The 17,869-nt window shown below is 35.4% G+C and carries 16 protein-coding genes; 3 read left to right on the top strand and 13 right to left on the bottom strand.

Annotated features, from left to right (window positions below; genetic code table 11):
- The first annotated feature begins 340 nt into the window (after positions 1–340).
- Entirely contained in the window at positions 341–1,672 is a 1,332-nt protein-coding gene (locus DLK05_RS13470; RefSeq protein WP_127344529.1) for a saccharopine dehydrogenase C-terminal domain-containing protein, read from the top strand.
- A gap of 82 nt (positions 1,673–1,754) precedes the next feature.
- On the top strand, positions 1,755–2,519 hold the full coding sequence (locus DLK05_RS13465; protein WP_127344528.1) for a hypothetical protein: 765 nt from the start codon (positions 1,755–1,757) through the stop codon (positions 2,517–2,519).
- Here DLK05_RS13465 and DLK05_RS13460 read toward each other — a convergent pair.
- The 9 genes from DLK05_RS13460 to glmM form a co-directional block, all read right to left on the bottom strand.
- Positions 2,504–3,223 carry a tRNA1(Val) (adenine(37)-N6)-methyltransferase gene (locus tag DLK05_RS13460; protein WP_127344527.1) on the bottom strand — a complete coding sequence of 240 codons (720 nt, stop codon included), beginning with the start codon at positions 3,221–3,223 and terminating at the stop codon, positions 2,504–2,506. The genes DLK05_RS13465 and DLK05_RS13460 overlap by 16 nt on opposite strands.
- A gap of 5 nt (positions 3,224–3,228) precedes the next feature.
- A complete protein-coding gene (locus DLK05_RS13455; protein ID WP_127344526.1) occupies positions 3,229–4,005 on the bottom strand; it encodes a TIGR02757 family protein in 777 nt (258 codons plus the stop codon).
- Entirely contained in the window at positions 3,998–4,657 is a 660-nt protein-coding gene (locus tag DLK05_RS13450) for an ABC transporter ATP-binding protein (RefSeq protein ID WP_127344525.1), read from the bottom strand. The genes DLK05_RS13455 and DLK05_RS13450 overlap by 8 nt, the downstream gene beginning before the upstream one ends.
- Positions 4,658–4,662: 5 nt before the next feature.
- Complete coding sequence (locus tag DLK05_RS13445; RefSeq protein WP_235832008.1) at positions 4,663–5,601, bottom strand: calcium/sodium antiporter; 939 nt, start codon at positions 5,599–5,601, stop codon at positions 4,663–4,665.
- A 43-nt stretch (positions 5,602–5,644) separates the two neighbouring features.
- The gene (gene tatA / locus DLK05_RS13440) at positions 5,645–5,872 is read right to left on the bottom strand and encodes a twin-arginine translocase TatA/TatE family subunit (RefSeq protein ID WP_127344523.1); all 228 of its coding nucleotides are present in this window, start codon (positions 5,870–5,872) and stop codon (positions 5,645–5,647) included.
- 127 nt (positions 5,873–5,999) lie between these two features.
- Positions 6,000–8,981 (bottom strand): protein translocase subunit SecDF, encoded by a 2,982-nt coding sequence (secDF, locus tag DLK05_RS13435; RefSeq protein WP_127344522.1) that lies wholly within the window; start codon positions 8,979–8,981, stop codon positions 6,000–6,002.
- A 149-nt stretch (positions 8,982–9,130) separates the two neighbouring features.
- Positions 9,131–9,559, bottom strand: coding sequence for a retropepsin-like aspartic protease (locus tag DLK05_RS13430; RefSeq protein WP_127344521.1), 429 nt, complete (start codon positions 9,557–9,559; stop codon positions 9,131–9,133).
- Between the two features lie 300 nt (positions 9,560–9,859).
- Positions 9,860–10,798, bottom strand: coding sequence for a malate dehydrogenase (gene mdh, locus DLK05_RS13425; protein WP_127344520.1), 939 nt, complete (start codon positions 10,796–10,798; stop codon positions 9,860–9,862).
- A 568-nt stretch (positions 10,799–11,366) separates the two neighbouring features.
- The gene (gene glmM, locus DLK05_RS13420; protein WP_127344519.1) at positions 11,367–12,755 is read right to left on the bottom strand and encodes a phosphoglucosamine mutase; all 1,389 of its coding nucleotides are present in this window, start codon (positions 12,753–12,755) and stop codon (positions 11,367–11,369) included.
- 205 nt (positions 12,756–12,960) lie between these two features.
- Here glmM and DLK05_RS13415 point away from each other — a divergent pair, with 205 nt between their 5' ends.
- Complete coding sequence (locus DLK05_RS13415; RefSeq protein ID WP_127344518.1) at positions 12,961–14,175, top strand: pseudouridine synthase; 1,215 nt, start codon at positions 12,961–12,963, stop codon at positions 14,173–14,175.
- A gap of 44 nt (positions 14,176–14,219) precedes the next feature.
- Here the strand turns inward: DLK05_RS13415 and ribH are convergent, their stop codons facing one another.
- From ribH to ribD, 4 genes are read right to left on the bottom strand one after another with little or no spacing between them, the layout of a single operon-like run.
- Entirely contained in the window at positions 14,220–14,681 is a 462-nt protein-coding gene (gene ribH / locus DLK05_RS13410; RefSeq protein WP_127344517.1) for a 6,7-dimethyl-8-ribityllumazine synthase, read from the bottom strand.
- A gap of 20 nt (positions 14,682–14,701) precedes the next feature.
- Positions 14,702–15,964, bottom strand: a complete 1,263-nt coding sequence (locus DLK05_RS13405) for a bifunctional 3,4-dihydroxy-2-butanone-4-phosphate synthase/GTP cyclohydrolase II (RefSeq protein WP_127344516.1) — start codon at positions 15,962–15,964, stop codon at positions 14,702–14,704.
- Positions 15,965–16,002: 38 nt separating this feature from the next.
- Entirely contained in the window at positions 16,003–16,662 is a 660-nt protein-coding gene (locus DLK05_RS13400; protein WP_127344515.1) for a riboflavin synthase, read from the bottom strand.
- 54 nt (positions 16,663–16,716) lie between these two features.
- On the bottom strand, positions 16,717–17,859 hold the full coding sequence (gene ribD, locus DLK05_RS13395; protein WP_209319881.1) for a bifunctional diaminohydroxyphosphoribosylaminopyrimidine deaminase/5-amino-6-(5-phosphoribosylamino)uracil reductase RibD: 1,143 nt from the start codon (positions 17,857–17,859) through the stop codon (positions 16,717–16,719).
- Positions 17,860–17,869: the final 10 nt, after the last annotated feature.

Here is a 17,869-nt window from a genome sequence, read left to right as displayed (position 1 = left end):
AAAACAAGTTCTATCCAATTTGGATATGATTTGAGAGAATAAATTTAAATTTGTCATGAGAGAAAGTTTTTTTTGTTGTGCAACTCAAAGATAATTTGAGATACTTAAATTCTTTCTCTCTTTTTAATCGTTTAGGACGCTATTGATTATAGACCTAAAAATTTATAACAATTCTCATGGTTTTTACATTAACAAATTTGTAAATTTAATTCATCCTAAATTCAGAAATTAAATAATGCATTAATACACCATAGGAATCAAGCCATAACTAAGTATTTTGCTACAACAATTATATAAACTCGGCGGCTTCCAATTGGCGATTGCATAATATTATAATCATATGAAAAACATTCTAATTATTGGCGCAGGTTTATCGGCTACTAGCCTCATTCAATACCTTTTAAAACAATCCGAGAAGTACAGCTGGAATATAACCGTTGCGGATATGTCCATGGAATTAGCACAAAAAAAAATAAACAATCATCCTCATGGGACAGCTCTCCGATTTAATTTAAAAGATTTGGAACAAAGAACTTCAGAAATATCAGCTGCCGATATAGTAGTAAGTATGGTTCCTGCTTCCATGCATATTATCGTGGCAAAAGAATGTTTAAAGTTTGGAAAACATTTGCTTACCCCTTCCTATGTTACTTCTGAAATGCAAGCCTTAAATGATGAAGCTAAGAATAAAGGCTTGAGTTTTTTAAACGAACTTGGCGTTGATCCCGGCATCGACCATATGTCTGCCATGAAAATTATTGATCAGATAAAACAAAAAGGCGGTAAAATTCAAAGTTTCCAATCCTATTGTGGGGGATTAGTAGCACCTTCCTGTGATAATAACCCCTGGAATTACAAATTCACTTGGAATCCGAGAAATGTGGTTCTTGCCGGACAAGGAACTGCACAATTCAAAGAGAATGGTCACTACAAATACATTCCATACAATAAACTTTTCACGCATCTCACAAAAACAAAAATAGCCGGATATGGCGAATTTGAAGTTTATCCTAATCGGGATTCTCTGCAATATTGCGAACTATATGGAATAGAAGATATCCCAAATATTATGCGGGGTACCATGCGACGACCTGGATATTCTGAAGCTTGGAATGTGCTCATTCAACTTGGATGTACGGATGACTCCTACACAATGAAGAATTCACATTTACTTTCAAACCGGGATTACTTGGCCAGCTTCCTACCTGATAATGAAAAGTCTTTAAAGGACCGACTTTCTGATTATACTGGTATAGACAAAAATTCTGATATCATGCAAAAATTAGAATGGCTTGGATTATTCTCAGAAGAAAAAACGGGAATAAAATCTGCCACTCCAGCTGTAATCCTTCAAAAAATATTGGAGAAAAAGTGGGCTTTAGATGCAAATGACAGAGACTTACTCGTCATGCAGCATTTGTTTGATTTTGATCTTGATGGCAAACGAAAAAGAATTATCTCATCAATGACCTACGAAGGAAAAGACAAAGAGCATACTGCTATGTCCTATACTGTTGGAACTCCGCTAGCTATCGCTACAAAGCTACTTGCTATTGGGAAAATAAATATTAGCGGCGTTCATATTCCTACCATACCTGAGCTTTATGAACCAATTTTATACGAATTGGAAGAATTAGGAATTCGATTTATCGAAGAAGAAAAAGAATTATAAAGTTGATCAAGTAAATATTATTTATTGACTGATTTTAGACCGGTTATTTTATACTTTTGCTCCCTATTCAATACAATTGCAGATGTTAAAAAATGCACGATTTTTACTATTATTTTCTTTTTGCCTGCTTTTTTCTTGTGCTAGTTCTGATTCTTTTGTCAATTACCGAACACCGGAAGGACAGTTACCTACCAATTATTTTTCAGAAAAACCTTCGATCTATTATCAATCCGATGACCAGATTAGTATCAAGATATTTAATAATGAAAAATTTATTGATCTATTTTTGGAAACCAACTCGCCTGCCACTTTGCGTAAAATATATAATCTCGGGTTAAGTATCTGGTTCGATCCGGATGGGAAATCTAAAAATATTTTTGCTGTGAATTACCCTTTGCCTACAGATAGACCATTCACCAGAAATCAATTTAAATTCTACCTTAATAAATTTACAAGGATTGAATTTCAAGAGGAATTAAATGATCGTTTTAAGCATTTCGAAATAATTGACACAAGATTAAATGAACGCCTTAATCTTACCAATTTAGATAATAATGAAGGTTATATTATTAATTTAATGACCTCACATCAAATTCTTTTTAGTTATCATTTACACTTTCCAATTAAAAATATTTTTCCAAAATCTGTATCAGATAAAACAATTTTTAGTATTGGTATCGCAAGTATTAACGAGGCTAATGAAGAATATTACTCTGCATTAAGCAGTAAGGAAGTAATTCGCAGAAAGATGGGAAAATTGAAGGCAGGTAGCAATCAAAATCCATTTGAATTAGACGAGTGGTGGGTTAATTTTCAATTGGCAGGATCACCTCAAAAATTCAAATAAAAATCTTTTGTGAGACTTCTATATTCAGGAGAATAAACATGCCTCTGACCATTTTCCACTATTATTTCTGAAAAAACTAGTTCTACATTAGTCAAACAAAACTCGAGAAGAATTCTTTTTGCCGACTTCCCTGGATTTGGAAGGACTGCAAATTTTCTTTTGAGATAAAAGCCATCAACACCTGCCAATTTCTCAAATAGACAAGCCTCATCAACAGGTAAAATTACAGCTAAAATCCCTGATGAATTTAATAATCTTTTGGCTCCCAAAATCAGTTCGTCCAAAGGTAAGTGATCAGCATTCCTTGCTTTTGTTCGGGACGAATCCTTTGAATTTAAACCATTTCTAAAATAAGGAGGATTGCTGATAATCAGATCATATTTTTCATGATCATTCTTGCAAAAATTCTGAAAGTCTATATGTTTGGCCTCAATATGGGAGCTCCAAGAACAATTATTGAAGTTATCAACAGCTTGTTGATAAGCTGCCAAATCGATTTCTACTGCATCAATCCTGACTTTTCCAAATGTACGCTGTGCAAGCATAATTGCAATTAAACCCGTACCAGTACCTACATCCAATATGCTGTTCGCTTTGTCCAAATCTACCCAAGCACCCAACAAAACTCCATCAGTACCAACTTTCATTGCGGCTTTTTCCTGCTCAATTCTAAACTGCTTAAATTCAAAATATTGATTTGCCATTTTGTCTAAAATTTTTCAAATGCACCCAAGCCAAATAATGAAAAGTCATACTTAACAGGATCATACGGATCCAATTTTCGGAGATTTTGAGTTATCTCCTCAACGGCAATCCAGTCATTTTGTTTTCGGTGCAACAGATTCAGCTTTCTGCCTACATTACCAGTATGCACATCTAATGGAAGATATAAATCAGCAGGATTTATTGCATTCCAAATCCCAAAATCAACACCACGTTCATCTTTACGAATCATCCATCTCAGGAACATATTCAATCTTTTAGCGGATGATTTTTTTTCCACATTGGAAACATGCTTCTCGCTTCTTAGCAGGTGTTTAACTTCGAAAAAAACATTCCTGAAATCACTCAACACCTCCTTAATATTCCCTTTTTCCTTATAGGCAGAAGTAAAAATATTTTCCAAACCACCCTTATGAAGATAAATGTTGCGAAGAGATCTTAAGAAGAAATCGCAATCTTCCCCATTGAATGTTCGATGTTTAAATTGCTTAAAAATCTTCAATTCTGCTTCACTTGCATGCAGTAGATAATCGTGTGGTTGGTAATCCATTTTCTCCATCAACCACTTTGCATTTCGAATGATTGTTCCCCTTTGTCCCCATGCAATAGTAGCACTGAGGAACGCAGCAATTTCAATGTCCTCTTTTAGAGTAAAAGAATGGGGAATTTGTATAGGGTCTGATTCGATAAAAGATACCCTATTATAGCGGTCGTATTTTTCATCGAGAAACTCTTTTAAATCTGTTAGTTCAGAATCATGCATTTTTTTCTATCATTCCATCAGAAATTACAACTTGACGATCAGACATTTCTGCCAATTCCAAATCATGTGTAACAATTACAAAAGTCTGATTAAACTTATCTCTCAAACTAAAAAAAAGTTCATGCAACTCCTGTCTTGTTTTGGTATCAAGATTACCGGAAGGTTCGTCTGCCAGTATCACCAATGGATCGTTTATTAGAGCTCTAGCTACAGCAACTCGTTGCTTTTCACCTCCGGACAGTTCCGATGGTTTATGATCAAGTCTATCGCCCAAATTTAACATTTCAAGCAATTCTTTTGCTCTATTTTGAGCTTCAGTCTTTGATTTTTTTGCAATATATGCCGGAATACAAACATTCTCTAAAGCCGTAAATTCTGGTAGCAGATGATGAAATTGAAATACAAAACCAATATTGACATTACGAAACGCCGACAATTCTCTTTCGCTAAAATGAGAAATATCTGTATTACCATAGTATACCCTACCTGAGCTTGGTTTATCGAGCGTACCCAGGATTTGCAGTAAGGTTGTTTTACCGGCACCGCTTGCTCCAACAATGGAAACTATTTCACCTTGTTTGATATTTAAATCCACTCCCTTTAAGACATTTAATGCCCCAAAACTCTTTGTTATCTGCTCTGCAATAATCATAGGCTTTAAATCTGCTTAAAAACCAAATATATATAAATCAGGTAAAATGAAAGTAAAAGTACTCCTTTCCATCTGTGAAGCTTTCCTTTTCGTAACGGTAATATTAAAATAAAAAGCAAAAAAGAAATCCCTAACATCATAAGAATATCAAAGGAAATTATCTCTTTACTAACGAATATCTTTTTAATAATGGAAGTTACTCCAAGCACGCCAAGTATATTAAAAATATTAGATCCAATAATATTACCGATAGAAATATCCATCTCTTTTTTAAATGCTGCTACTCCCGAAGTTGCTAATTCTGGCACAGAAGTGCCGAAAGCCACAATGGTTAAACCTATCACTCTCTCACTTACCCCAAATCGTATTGCTATATTCTTAGCACTATCCACTAATAAATTGGCTCCAAAATACAGACCAACAGAGGAGGCTAAAATTAGACCCAAAGCTATTATTATAGAATATTTAGCCGTCGGTATTTTTTCTGAAAATTCTTTGTTTTGCTTTCTGGATTTCCAGACTGTCCAAACCATAAAAACAATCAGTAGAATTACAAAAATAATCCCTTCATAACTCTCCAAATACTGATTTAACACAAATAGATAGAAAAGCACTGATGCACCCATCATGAAAGGCCAATCGTATTTTATGGAATTGCTTCTCACAGGTAAGGGCAACAAAATTGCAGTAAAACCAAGAACAAGAGCAATGTTCGCAATATTAGAACCAACAACATTCCCTATGGAAATATCAGGACTTCCCGTTAATGCCGCGTTTAAGCTTACTAATAATTCTGGCGCAGATGTTCCAAATGAAACAACAGTCACGCCCACCACTAAAGTAGATATCTTAAAGTGTGCAGCTAAGGCAACTCCTCCTTTTACCAACAGGTCTCCGCTGTATAATAGAATTACCAGCCCTAGCAATAAATATAAATAGTCCATTGAAAACAATAAGATTTCCTAATTCAGGGAGAAGAGTCTAATACTAAAGTTTTTTGGAAATATCATCTTTAAAATCCTTAACATGATCAAGAATATCCGTTTGATCATTAATTTCCTTTTTAATATCATCGGTAGCTCTCTTAAATTCTTTCATACCTTTCCCCAATCCTTTTGCCAATTCAGGAATCTTCTTTGATCCAAATAAAAGGAGAATCACAATAAATACAATGACAATTTCACCTCCGCTAATAAATAAAAGCACACTTTCCATCTGAAATATATTTTTAACAAATATACCTAAGAAAATCTAAAATCAAGAAAATAGAATACATCTAGTTTTTAGCACAAAAAAACCCCGAATCAAATTAGATTCGGGGTTTGCTTTTATAGGATATAATCTAATGCTTTTTCTTAGCTACCGTTTTCTCCACACGTAAACTAGTGTCATATGCTATTGGAGTAGCAATGAATAGAGAAGAATAAGTACCTACGATAACCCCTACTAATAAGGCGAATGTAAATCCCTGTATAGAAGTACCTCCAAAAAGGAAGATGGCTAACAATACAACCATAGTAGAAAGTGAAGTACTAAATGTACGACGCAATGTACTATTCAAAGCACTATCTACTACCTCAACACGATCCTTTTTAGGATGCAGTCCAATATACTCACGAATACGGTCAAAGACTACCACTGTATCATTAATGGAGTATCCTACTACCGTAAGGATTGCCGCTATAAATGCCTGATCCACTTCTAATGAGAATGGTAGCCTTCCATAAAATAAAGAGAAAACCCCCAACACTATGATTGAGTCGTGAGCCAAGGCTACTACAGCACCTAGACCATATTGCCAATTTGCGAATCGGAACATGATATACAAGAAAATCACTATCAAAGCGAATAAAATAGACCAAACTGCTGATTGACGAATATCATCGGCAATGGTAGGACCAACTTTTTGAGACATCTTCCTGTTATTCTCCAAGAACATGGCTTTTGTTGTTCCGTCAGCCAAATATGGTTTTAATCCTTTAAATAATAATCCTTCCACTTCATCATCAACTTCATTTCCGGATTCTTCAATTTTATATTTAGTTGATATTTTCACTTGATTATTTCCACCGAAAGTTTTAACCTCTGGAGTATGACCATACACTGTAGCCAAAGATTTAGCCACTGCTTCTACGGAAACATCCTGATCAAAGGCAACTACATAAGTTCGTCCTCCTGTAAAATCAATACCTTGATTCAAACCTCTAGTTACTAAGGAACCAATACTTAAAACTAAAGCTATCCCAGAAATCACATAGAAAATCTTTCTTTTCTCAAGGAATTTAATGCCTGCATTACGCAACCAACTATCAGTAAATCTAGTTGTGAATGTTACTTTTTTATTGCGACTTAACGAACCTTCAATAATAATACGAGTAATAAAGATCGCTGCGAATAAAGAAGAGAATATACCAATAACTAAAGTAGTTGCAAAACCTTTAATTGGACCTTCTCCAAATAAATAAAGAATGATACCAGTTAATAAAGTTGTGATATTACCATCAATAATTGCAGAGTAGGCATTGCTATAACCATCGGTAACAGCCAAATTTAACCCTTTCCCGGATTTCAACTCCTCCTGTATTCGTTCATATATCAACACGTTAGCATCTACCGACATACCTATTGTCAGGACAATACCAGCAATACCAGGTAAGGTCAGTACAGCTCCCAATGAAGCTAAAACTCCGAATATAAAGAATAAGTTGGCAATCAATGCAATGTTTGCTGTTAAACCAGCTCCTTTACTATAGAAGAATAACATGTATATCAACACCAAAGCAAATGCAATGATAAAGGAATACATACCTTTTTGAATTGACTCCTTACCTAAGGATGGACCAACAACTTCATCAGCAATAATATGTGCCGGTGCAGGAAGTTTACCTGATTTCAAGATATTTGCAAGGTCTTTTGCCTCTGGAATAGTGAAATCACCACTAATACTAGATTGACCTCCTTTAATTTCACTGATAACATTAGGTGCAGAATATACATAACCATCCAAAACGATAGCAATAGCACGATTCACATTATCTTTGGTAAGGCGAGCCCAAATTTTCGCTCCTTCACCATTCATGCTCATAGAAACCTCTGCACTCGCTTTATTTTGATTGATTTGCTCACGAGCAGAAGTTACAACATCACCATCTAAAGGTGCTTTGCCATCTCTACTTGTTACTTTAATAGCAAACAACTCAAAGATATTACCTCCTTTGTCAATTGGCTTAACTCCCCAAAAGAATTTCATATTACGAGGTAAAGTCGATTTAACCGCAGGCATTGCCAAAAGACGATTCACTCGTGCGGTATCTTTTATATGAGACATTCCAACAACAGCTTTGGAAGAACCTCTCTGTGGTCGAAGAATGGAGTATAAAGGGTACTTTTTAGCTATTTCCTTTTCATTTTGCAAATTAGCAACTGAATCCTGAGTTCCCTCTTTTTCTATTTTATCTAATAATGCTGTATCGTCCTCTTTTGTTTCTTTTTTTACATCTTTTTTGGTAGTTGTTGTATCTACTTTTTCAGCTGCAACACTATTAATTTCAACCAATTTTTGATTTGCGGCATTCAAGTAGGGAACTACTTCATCATTAGTATAAGTCTCCCAGAACTCTAAACTAGCAGTTCCTTGCAATAATTTACGAACACGGGCAGCATCTTTAATACCGGGAAGTTCGATTATTATACGACCAGAAACATCTGCTTTTTGAATGTTAGGCTGAGCTACACCAAAACGGTCGATACGAGAACGAAGAATATTATAAGTATTATCGATTGCATCATCGGTTTCCTTCTTAATAACTTTCAATACCTCTTTATTTGAAGCACCAAAAGGAATCTTATCTTTCATTTCAAGGGTTCCAAAAATATCAGGAGATGATAATTGCGCATTCGGATCAATTTGTTCAAAAGCTTTTCCAAACAAGGTTACAAAGTCTTCCTGGCTATTGGCTTGCATCTTTTTAGCTTGCCGAATAGCAGCCACAAAAGTTTTATCCTTACTGTTGTTTGCCATCGCTTTAATAATGTCAACAACAGAAACTTCCATGGTTACGTTCATACCTCCCTTAAGGTCAAGTCCAAGATTTAACTCCAGATCTTTACACTCTTTATAGGTGTATTTTTTCAGCCAAAGGAAATTATAAACCTCTTCCCCTTTAATAGAGTCAAGATAAGCTTGTTCCTTCTTAATATCGCCGACTCCATATTCCTGAGCCTCCTTTTCAACTTTTCTGGTTACGTAAGTAAAAGTCAATTGATATAAACTCACTAACGCAAAGACAATAGCGAGTAGTCTAATCGCTCCTTTATTTCGCATGTGTTTAGGTTTAAAAAGTTCTTATTTATGTGGTATATTATATTCTTAACCGCAAATTAACGCACAAATATATTAATTTTTTTCAAATTCCTTTGATCAATATTCTACAGCACATTATGGTTTTTCAGACTTTTAGACATCTACAGAGCTTAAAATAATTCAAGCTGTAATATTTCCGTCTCATAGTTGATAATGGCTTTGTGACTTAAAAGAAAATCACTACCCAATAATCCACAGATTTTTCGCTGGCAATATTGATGATACATTTCATTTATATTTGTCAAATCAATTAAAGCGCATGTAAAATTATTTACAGCTAATTCTCCCAATTGAAAATTTTCGATACGCACAATTTCAGTATCGATACTGCCTTCTCCCAAACCTCGGGATTGAATTTCTGAATCTTCTTTTGGTATGACCTTATATTCATTTACAAAATTCAGATCGAAAACAGTTTTAGAGGCACCGGTATCTATAACCAAATCACCAAATTGTGTATAATTAATTTGACATTTAATAAGAAGATGAAAGCTATTATGCTCCAACTCTATAATTTCAAAAGGCACCTCAATTTTCATATATGCTTAATTTATTGATATAAAGATCAAAATGAAATTTACTTCTGCAAAACTCACTCCCGATTAACTCATTATATTTTCAAACAAAATCCGATTACCCCCCAAGATTTTGCGCTTTGAGATCTAACGCAAAACTTGTGTAATTCAATTATTTTAAAGGATAGCAAATATACCAAAAGAATAAGGATATAAATAATTATCAAGAATATTAACTTAAACAAAAGATATACTAAACTTATTCGCAAAATAAAAGGTTGCCTTATTCAAGACAACCTTAATTATTTAATGTTATGAACTAAACTAGTCAATAATATTCATATCATCCAAAACTTTCATTATGGACTTAACAGATTCTGCTGAATCTTTCAACATTGCCATTTCAGATTCGTTTAATTTCACTTCAATAATTTCTTCGATACCATTTTTACCTAATTTTACAGGTACACCTAAATAAATATCTTTCATTCCATATTCCCCATTTAAATAAGCACATACAGGGAAAATTCTTTTTTGATCACGAACAATAGCTTCTACCATTTGAGCAGCAGCAGCTCCTGGAGCATACCATGCTGAGGTTCCCATAAGGTTTACCAACTCACCGCCACCAAACTTAGTTCTTTCAATGATAGCATTTAATCGATCTTCGTCAATCAAATCAGTAACTGGAATTCCTGAAACTGTAGTATATCTGGGAAGTGGAACCATCGTATCTCCATGTCCTCCCATCAATAATGCCTGAATATCCTTTGGAGAAACATCCAATTCTTCTGCAAGGAATGCGCGATAACGAGCTGTATCCAAAACTCCGGCCATTCCAAAAATCTTATTTGAGGCTTTTTTCGCTGTTAGATAAGCGGCGTAAGTCATCACATCCAAAGGATTGGAAACAATAATAATGATTGCATTTGGAGAATGAGCGATCACATTTTCAGTTACGGACTTTACAATACCTGCATTGGTTGCAATTAAATCATCGCGACTCATACCTGGTTTACGAGGAAGACCGGAAGTTATAACAACAACCTCGGAACCTGCTGTTGCAGTATAGTCGTTGGTTACCCCTTTTACCTTTGTATTATAATAATTAATTGGAGCAGCTTGCCACATATCCAAACCTTTTCCTTCGGCTAAACCATCTTTAATATCTACAATAATTAGTTCTTTAGCCAACTCTTTTTGAGCAATACAATTTGCGCAGGTTGATCCTACATTTCCAGCGCCTACTACAGTAATTTTCATATGCTTATTATTTTCTTATTATAAGTTTATCACTTAACCTATTACAAAACAATTATATCATCTGTAAAATTCATTTTATATGATTATTTTCCAAAACCACAGTAAAAATGAATTATCTTTTTAAATATTCAAGAAGAAATTTCAACTTTAAAATTATTTAATTGCAAGCTTCTTATTGGAGAATTTTTTCTCTATTTCGTAAGCAAATATATATAGATTGCCATTAAAATTTTCACAAAAAAACCTGCTATCCAACAGTATTACTTAAATATATAAAAATATCAATACAATCATCGAATTTCTGACATATTTAACTAATTGCCAAATGGGTAAAAACACCCACTTCAGACTATTATCTATACATTAAAAGGAATAAATATAGTATATAAACTAATTGTTTTAGGCCAAGGCATAGGATAGTATTCATATCTAATCAGTGTAATTCCTTTATCAAAATTCCAAATATTTTCTTTTCCAAATTTCACGCAAACGATTACGGAAATAATTCTCTTATAAAAAAGTGCAGAAGATTTTTCTTCTGCACTTACCTAGAAAATTCATTAATTTTTTATGAAATGATCCCTTTAATATCAGAAATAATATTTTCTGCCAATCTTCTGGCATTTTCTTCATTTTCACTTTCTGAATATATCCGAATTATTGGCTCGGTGTTTGACTTTCTCAAATGCACCCATTCATCTTCAAAATCAATCTTTACTCCATCGATATCATTTATTTTTTCGTGTTGATATTTCTCTTTCATAGCTACCAAAACTGCATCAACATCAATTTCTGGAGTTAATTGAATTTTATTTTTAGAGATAAAATAATTTGGATACTCCGCTCTCAATGCAGAAGTTCTCTTTCCTGTTTTAGCCAGATGCGTTAAAAACAATGCCACTCCAACTAAAGCATCTCTACCATAATGACTTTCCGGATAAATGATTCCACCATTTCCTTCGCCGCCAATAATTGCATTATTTTCTTTCATTTTCGCCACAACATTAACCTCTCCTACCGCCGAGGCCTGATAAAATGCCTTGTGTTTTTCAGTAACATCGCGTAAAGCGCGTGTTGACGAAAGATTAGAAACTGTATTTCCAGGAGTATTTGACAACACATAGTCGGCACAAGCAACTAAAGTATATTCTTCTCCAAACATACTACCGTCTTCACAAATAATGGCCAGTCTATCCACATCAGGATCCACTACGAATCCAACATCTGCTTTACCTGATTTTAACACCTTGGCAATCTCCGTGAGATGTTCTGGCAGTGGTTCCGGATTATGTGGAAATTGACCATTGGGTTCGCAATACAATTCCACAACATTATTTACTCCCAGAGCTTTCAATAATTGAGGAATTGCAATACCACCTACTGAATTTACAGCATCGATTGCAACTGAAAAATTCGCTTTTTTAATCACATCCACATCCACTAATTTCAGCGACAATACATGATCGATATGCTTTTGAGTGTAATCATCGATACAAGTCAACGTACCCAAATCATCAACATCTGCAAAAAGAAAATCTTCATTTTCAGCTATAGAAAGCACTTCTTTGCCATCCATGTCATTTAAAAACTCCCCCTTTTCATTCAATAATTTCAGTGCATTCCATTGTTTCGGATTATGACTTGCAGTCAGGATAATACCACCAAAAGCCTTTTCATCAGTCACGGCAATCTCAGTTGTTGGTGTTGATGCCAAGCCTATTTCTATCACATCAATTCCTAATCCAATTAAGGTTCCCACAACTAATTTATCGACCATTTCACCAGAAATTCTGGCATCACGACCAACCACAATTTTAATTTTTTGACTATTATGACGACGCAATGCCCAGGTACCATAAGCCGCTGAAAATTTCACTACATCAAGAGGACTAAGTCCTTCACCCACTTGTCCTCCAATTGTTCCTCGAATACCAGAGATTGATTTAATTAATGCCATATCTTTTTATTCTTTTAATGATTTTAGATTTACAATCTATTTAAATCTCACAAAATTTGTATGACAAATTTATAATATCGATTCAAAGTAAAAAAACAATTCTTCATCACATTCAAATATTATAAGGATTTTAGTATTGTAGTTAAGATTTTACTTGATAATTAATACCTTTGCAGGTTCAAAGCATTGATCAGATAAGCAGAAAATGGAAGAAAACAATAACGGAAAACCAAGAAGAGTTAGACCTTCATTTCCATCAAAAAAATATGGTGATAGTAAGCCAAAGGAATTTCATTCAAAATATGACAAGGACTCAAAACCTTCCTCTAATGATAAGGAAGAAGGAATCGGACACCCAAAGCAATACAGAAAGAATTCCGAAAACCAAAATCGCCGAAATAAACCTAGATATAGTCCAAATAAGAGGCTAGATAGTAAGGATGATAATGGTGATTTTCGCCAAAAGCAAAATAGATCAACCGATTCTGATCGCGAATACAGAAAAAATTCAGGAAAAAGACAGGAAGCCAGAGAAGATAGATCTAAATTCACTGATAGATCTGAAAAAAAATCAGATTATTCAAAAATAACATCTGAAGATTCATCCCATAAAAAGTTGGAGAAAAATTTTGGCGAAAAAGAAAACTTACGCAACAAGCATTATAGCAAAAAGAAACAGCTATTACATGCAAAAATGATGGGCCCAAAAGATGGTATTTTAAGACTGAATAAATACATCTCTAATAGCGGTGAATGCTCCAGAAGGGAAGCGGACAAAAGGATTGAGGATGGAAGAGTTACTGTAAACGGACAAATTGTAACCGAAGTTGGAACCAAAGTCAAACTAGATGATGAAGTTCAAATGGATGGGAAACTTTTAATGCCGGAAGCAAAAGTTTATTTGGTATTAAATAAACCAAAAGACTTTGTGACCACTTTGGATGATCCGTTGGGAAGAAAAAAAGTTACCGACCTCATCAAGAACGCATGCACGGAAAGGGTTTATCCTGTTGGTCGTTTAGATCGAATGACAACTGGAGTATTAATATTTACAAATGATGGTGACCTAACCAAAAGATTGACTCACCCGAGCTACAACAAGAAAAAAATCTATCATGTTTTTTTGGATCGTCCGATCGCACAAGAGGAATTGGATAGGATTGCTAAAGGCTTGGATTTAGAAGATGGCCTTATACAATCTGATGCCATTAGTTACACCGATGCCAATGATAAAACACAAGTTGGTATTGAAATTCACTCTGGAAAAAATCGTATTGTTCGCAGAATTTTTGAACATTTAGGATATAATATAGAAAAACTAGATCGTGTGTTCTTTGCAGGTATCACTAAAAAAAATATTCCCCGAGGAAAATGGAGATTTCTGACCGAGGAAGAGGTAAGAATGCTAAAGATCTTTTAATAAAAAAAACCGGTGAGATTCACCGGTTTTTTTATGCTTATAATTTAAAGCTGCTTTAACAAGTTTGCCATTTCGATTGCCGAAACAGCTGCATCATAACCTTTATTACCGGCCTTAGTACCAGCCCTTTCAATTGCTTGTTCGATAGTGTCGGTAGTTAAAACCCCAAATATCACAGGTACTTCCTGATCTAAAGATACACTCGCCACCCCTTTTGTTACCTCGTTCGAAACATAGTCGAAATGAGGAGTAGAGCCTTTAATTACTGCTCCCAGGCAAATAATAGCATCATATTTACCGCTTTTCACCATCTTTTTGGCTACTAATGGAATCTCAAATGCGCCGGGAACCCAAGCAACATCCACATCATCACTTGATGCACCATGTCGAGTGATGGCATCAATAGCACCACCTAACAATTTGCTTCCAATAAATTCATTAAAACGAGCAGCAACAATACCAAACTTAAGGTCTTTTGCTATTAATTTTCCTTCAATTGTATTCATTTTCTTATTTATTATTCGATTTATTTTAATCCGTTTTTAGTAATTCCTTTTACTTTTTTATCATCGTTTTGCAAGTTCCATTTCACATCCTGATGCAACATATGTCCCATCTTTTGCATTTTAGTTTGCAAATAAAATTCATTCTTCTCATTACAGGTCATTTCAATTTCTTCGCGTTCTACAACCTTAAGACCATAACCTTTCAGACCTGCTATTTTTAATGGATTATTCGTCATTAGCTTTAGGTTTTTCACTCCTAAATCAGCAAGAATAGCAGCCCCAATTCCGTAATCGCGTAAATCGGCTTTAAAACCTAACGCGAGATTGGCTTCCACTGTATCCATTCCCATATCCTGCAACTGATAGGCACGTAATTTATTTACCAAACCAATACCACGACCTTCCTGTCGCATATAAAGTAAAACTCCCTGTCCCTCCTTCTCAATTCTTCGTAAAGCTTCTTGCAACTGATCCCCACAATCGCAACGCAACGAACCAAAAGCATCTCCTGTTAAACACTCAGAGTGTACTCGGATAAGTACCGGATCGGAGGTATCTACATTTCCTTTCACTAAAGCAACATGATGTTCTCCTGTAATTTTATTGATATAACCATGTGCACGAAATTCACCATATTTCGTTGGCATGGCAGTCTCGGTAATTTTCTCTATCATGGATTCTGTCTGGCGACGATATTCAATTAAATCCGCAATAGTGATCATTTTCAGATCATGTTTTTTAATGAATTTCGACAACTGAGGAACCCGCGCCATGGTTCCATCCTCATCCATGATTTCACAAATTACTCCGGCAGGATATAAACCAGCTAATCTGGCGAGATCCACAGCCGCTTCAGTATGACCAGCACGAACTAAAACTCCATTTTTACGAGCTACCAAAGGAAAAATATGTCCCGGACGAGTTAGATCGTTAGGTTTTGTAGTCGTATCCAACACTCTTTTTATGGTATGAGCACGTTCGTGCGCCGAAATACCAGTTTTACAATCAGCAGCATCTATACTAACCGTAAAGGCCGTTTGTTTTGCATCGGTATTGTGAGTTACCATCATGTCAATATTCAACTCATCTAAACGTTCCTTCACAATCGGCATACAAATTAATCCGCCCCCTTGGCGAGCCATAAAGTTAATTGCCTCAGGAGTCACCATTTCGGCAGCCATTAACAAGTCTCCCTCATTTTCACGATCCTCATCATCCACCACTACAATCATTTTCCCTAGTTTGATGTCTTCAATCGCCTCTTCTATCGTATGAAATTTCATAGTATATCTGTTGTTATTTTGTGTTTATTTCTATTCTTTTAAGCAAATCCATTATCTTTTAAAAAGTCCATCGAAAGATCTGATCTCTCTATCTGTGCATTCTCCGTCTCTCTGTGAAACAAGAATTTTTCAATATATTTAGCGGTCATGTCGCACTCCAAATTCACCTTATCCCCCGGTTTTTTGGAAATCAATGTTGTATCACTCTGAGTTAAAGGAATAATAGATACTTTAAAACTTTTATTATCCACTTCTGCAACCGTCAAACTAATACCATCTATGGCAATGGAACCTTTTTCCACGATGTATTTCAAAATATCTATTGGTGCTGCAATCTTCACCCAAATGGCATTCTCATCCTGCTCCTTACCAACAATTTCACCCAGTCCATCAATATGTCCACTCACCATATGTCCGCCTAAGCGATCCCCTACTCGAAGTGCCCGTTCCAGATTCACACTACTTCCTGCCCCAAGCAGTCCAAAATTGGTTCGGCTCATAGTTTCAGGCATCACATCTGCGGAGAAACTCTTGGAATCAAAACTTATTACCGTAAGGCAAATTCCATTGGTTGCGATACTATCTCCCAATTTAAGATCATCCATAATTTTACTGGCAGAAACCGCCAAGCGAATTGACTTTCCCCCTCGCTGTATGGATTTAATACTTCCTATTTCCTCAATTAATCCTGTGAACATTTTTATTCAATTAACAGTTATCAGTAAAAGCTTGTAAGCTATTGAAACACCAGACTATTCACTGCCTTTTTTTATCTTTCCAACCAACATCAGATCTTCTCCGAATCGATCCACTTTTATATTCTCCAACTCGATAGCATCTTTCATAAGTTCGAAACCCTCACCACCTACTGGTGTTTTAGCTTCGGCACCACCGATAAATTTTGGTGCAATAAATGAAATTACCTCATCCACAATTCCTGCTTCCAGAGCTGAGAAATTGAGACTTGCACCTCCTTCTAAAAGAATACCATCAATACCTTGTTCTCCAAGTTTCGACATCAATTTTGATAAATCAACTCTTCCTTTTAAAGACTCAACCACAAGAACTTTATTCCCTAAATCTTCGACTTCCTTTATCTTTTCAGAGTCAGCCTTATCAGTAACAACCAAAATGGTGTCAGCCAGATCTGCACTATTCAATATTTTTGAATCCAGAGGAATGCGAGCCGTGCTATCTACTACAATCCTTATGGGATTTCGACCATGCCCAGTTTTCAACCTTGTTGTCAAGAGCGGATCATCAGCAATTACAGTATTAACTCCAAGTATAATCCCGGCTAATTCATTTCTCAGCTCATGCACCCTGGCTCTTGATTTTTCATTAGAAACCCATCTGGAATCCCCGGTTCTACTGGCAATCTTCCCATCCAATGTCATGGCAGTTTTCATCACAACATAAGGGATTTTCTTTTGAATATATTTTAAGAATACACGATTCTGATAAGTCAATTCCTCGCACATGTAGCAATAATCAACTTCGATACCATTCTCTTCCAGAATTTGCACACCTTTGCCAGCCACCAACGGATTAGGATCTAGCCTACCAATCACCACTTTAGCTATTTTATTTTTCACAATAGCTTCGGCACAGGGAGGCGTTTTCCCATAGTGTGAACAAGGCTCCAAAGTCACGTACATGGTAGCACCACTTACCGATTCCAAAGCGGAACGAAAAGCGTTTACTTCGGCATGAGGACCACCATAAAATTCGTGATATCCTTCCCCAATTATCTTCTCTTTTTTTACAATAACAGCACCCACCAATGGATTAGGATTCACCTTTCCCACTCCTTTTTGAGCCAATTCCCAAGCTCGGTGCATATATTGATAGTCTTTAATCATCCACATAAAAAAAAAGCCCTGAACAGTTTTCACTATTCAGGGC

The organism is Ancylomarina longa (genome assembly GCF_003996985.1).
Lineage (GTDB): Bacteria > Bacteroidota > Bacteroidia > Bacteroidales > Marinifilaceae > Ancylomarina_A > Ancylomarina_A longa.
This window is presented reverse-complemented; position numbering and strand designations above follow the sequence as displayed.

Bases quoted from the DNA above. Each gene is read 5' to 3' on its own strand.
- DLK05_RS13470 (WP_127344529.1), top strand. From the start codon at position 341: ATGAAAAACATTCTAATTATTGGCGCAGGTTTATCGGCTACTAGCCTC.
- DLK05_RS13465 (WP_127344528.1), top strand. From the start codon at position 1,755: ATGTTAAAAAATGCACGATTTTTACTATTATTTTCTTTTTGCCTGCTT.
- DLK05_RS13460 (WP_127344527.1), bottom strand. From the start codon at position 3,223: ATGGCAAATCAATATTTTGAATTTAAGCAGTTTAGAATTGAGCAGGAA.
- DLK05_RS13455 (WP_127344526.1), bottom strand. From the start codon at position 4,005: ATGCATGATTCTGAACTAACAGATTTAAAAGAGTTTCTCGATGAAAAA.
- DLK05_RS13450 (WP_127344525.1), bottom strand. From the start codon at position 4,657: ATGATTATTGCAGAGCAGATAACAAAGAGTTTTGGGGCATTAAATGTC.
- DLK05_RS13445 (WP_235832008.1), bottom strand. From the start codon at position 5,601: ATGGACTATTTATATTTATTGCTAGGGCTGGTAATTCTATTATACAGC.
- tatA (WP_127344523.1), bottom strand. From the start codon at position 5,872: ATGGAAAGTGTGCTTTTATTTATTAGCGGAGGTGAAATTGTCATTGTA.
- secDF (WP_127344522.1), bottom strand. From the start codon at position 8,981: ATGCGAAATAAAGGAGCGATTAGACTACTCGCTATTGTCTTTGCGTTA.
- DLK05_RS13430 (WP_127344521.1), bottom strand. From the start codon at position 9,559: ATGAAAATTGAGGTGCCTTTTGAAATTATAGAGTTGGAGCATAATAGC.
- mdh (WP_127344520.1), bottom strand. From the start codon at position 10,798: ATGAAAATTACTGTAGTAGGCGCTGGAAATGTAGGATCAACCTGCGCA.
- glmM (WP_127344519.1), bottom strand. From the start codon at position 12,755: ATGGCATTAATTAAATCAATCTCTGGTATTCGAGGAACAATTGGAGGA.
- DLK05_RS13415 (WP_127344518.1), top strand. From the start codon at position 12,961: ATGGAAGAAAACAATAACGGAAAACCAAGAAGAGTTAGACCTTCATTT.
- ribH (WP_127344517.1), bottom strand. From the start codon at position 14,681: ATGAATACAATTGAAGGAAAATTAATAGCAAAAGACCTTAAGTTTGGT.
- DLK05_RS13405 (WP_127344516.1), bottom strand. From the start codon at position 15,964: ATGAAATTTCATACGATAGAAGAGGCGATTGAAGACATCAAACTAGGG.
- DLK05_RS13400 (WP_127344515.1), bottom strand. From the start codon at position 16,662: ATGTTCACAGGATTAATTGAGGAAATAGGAAGTATTAAATCCATACAG.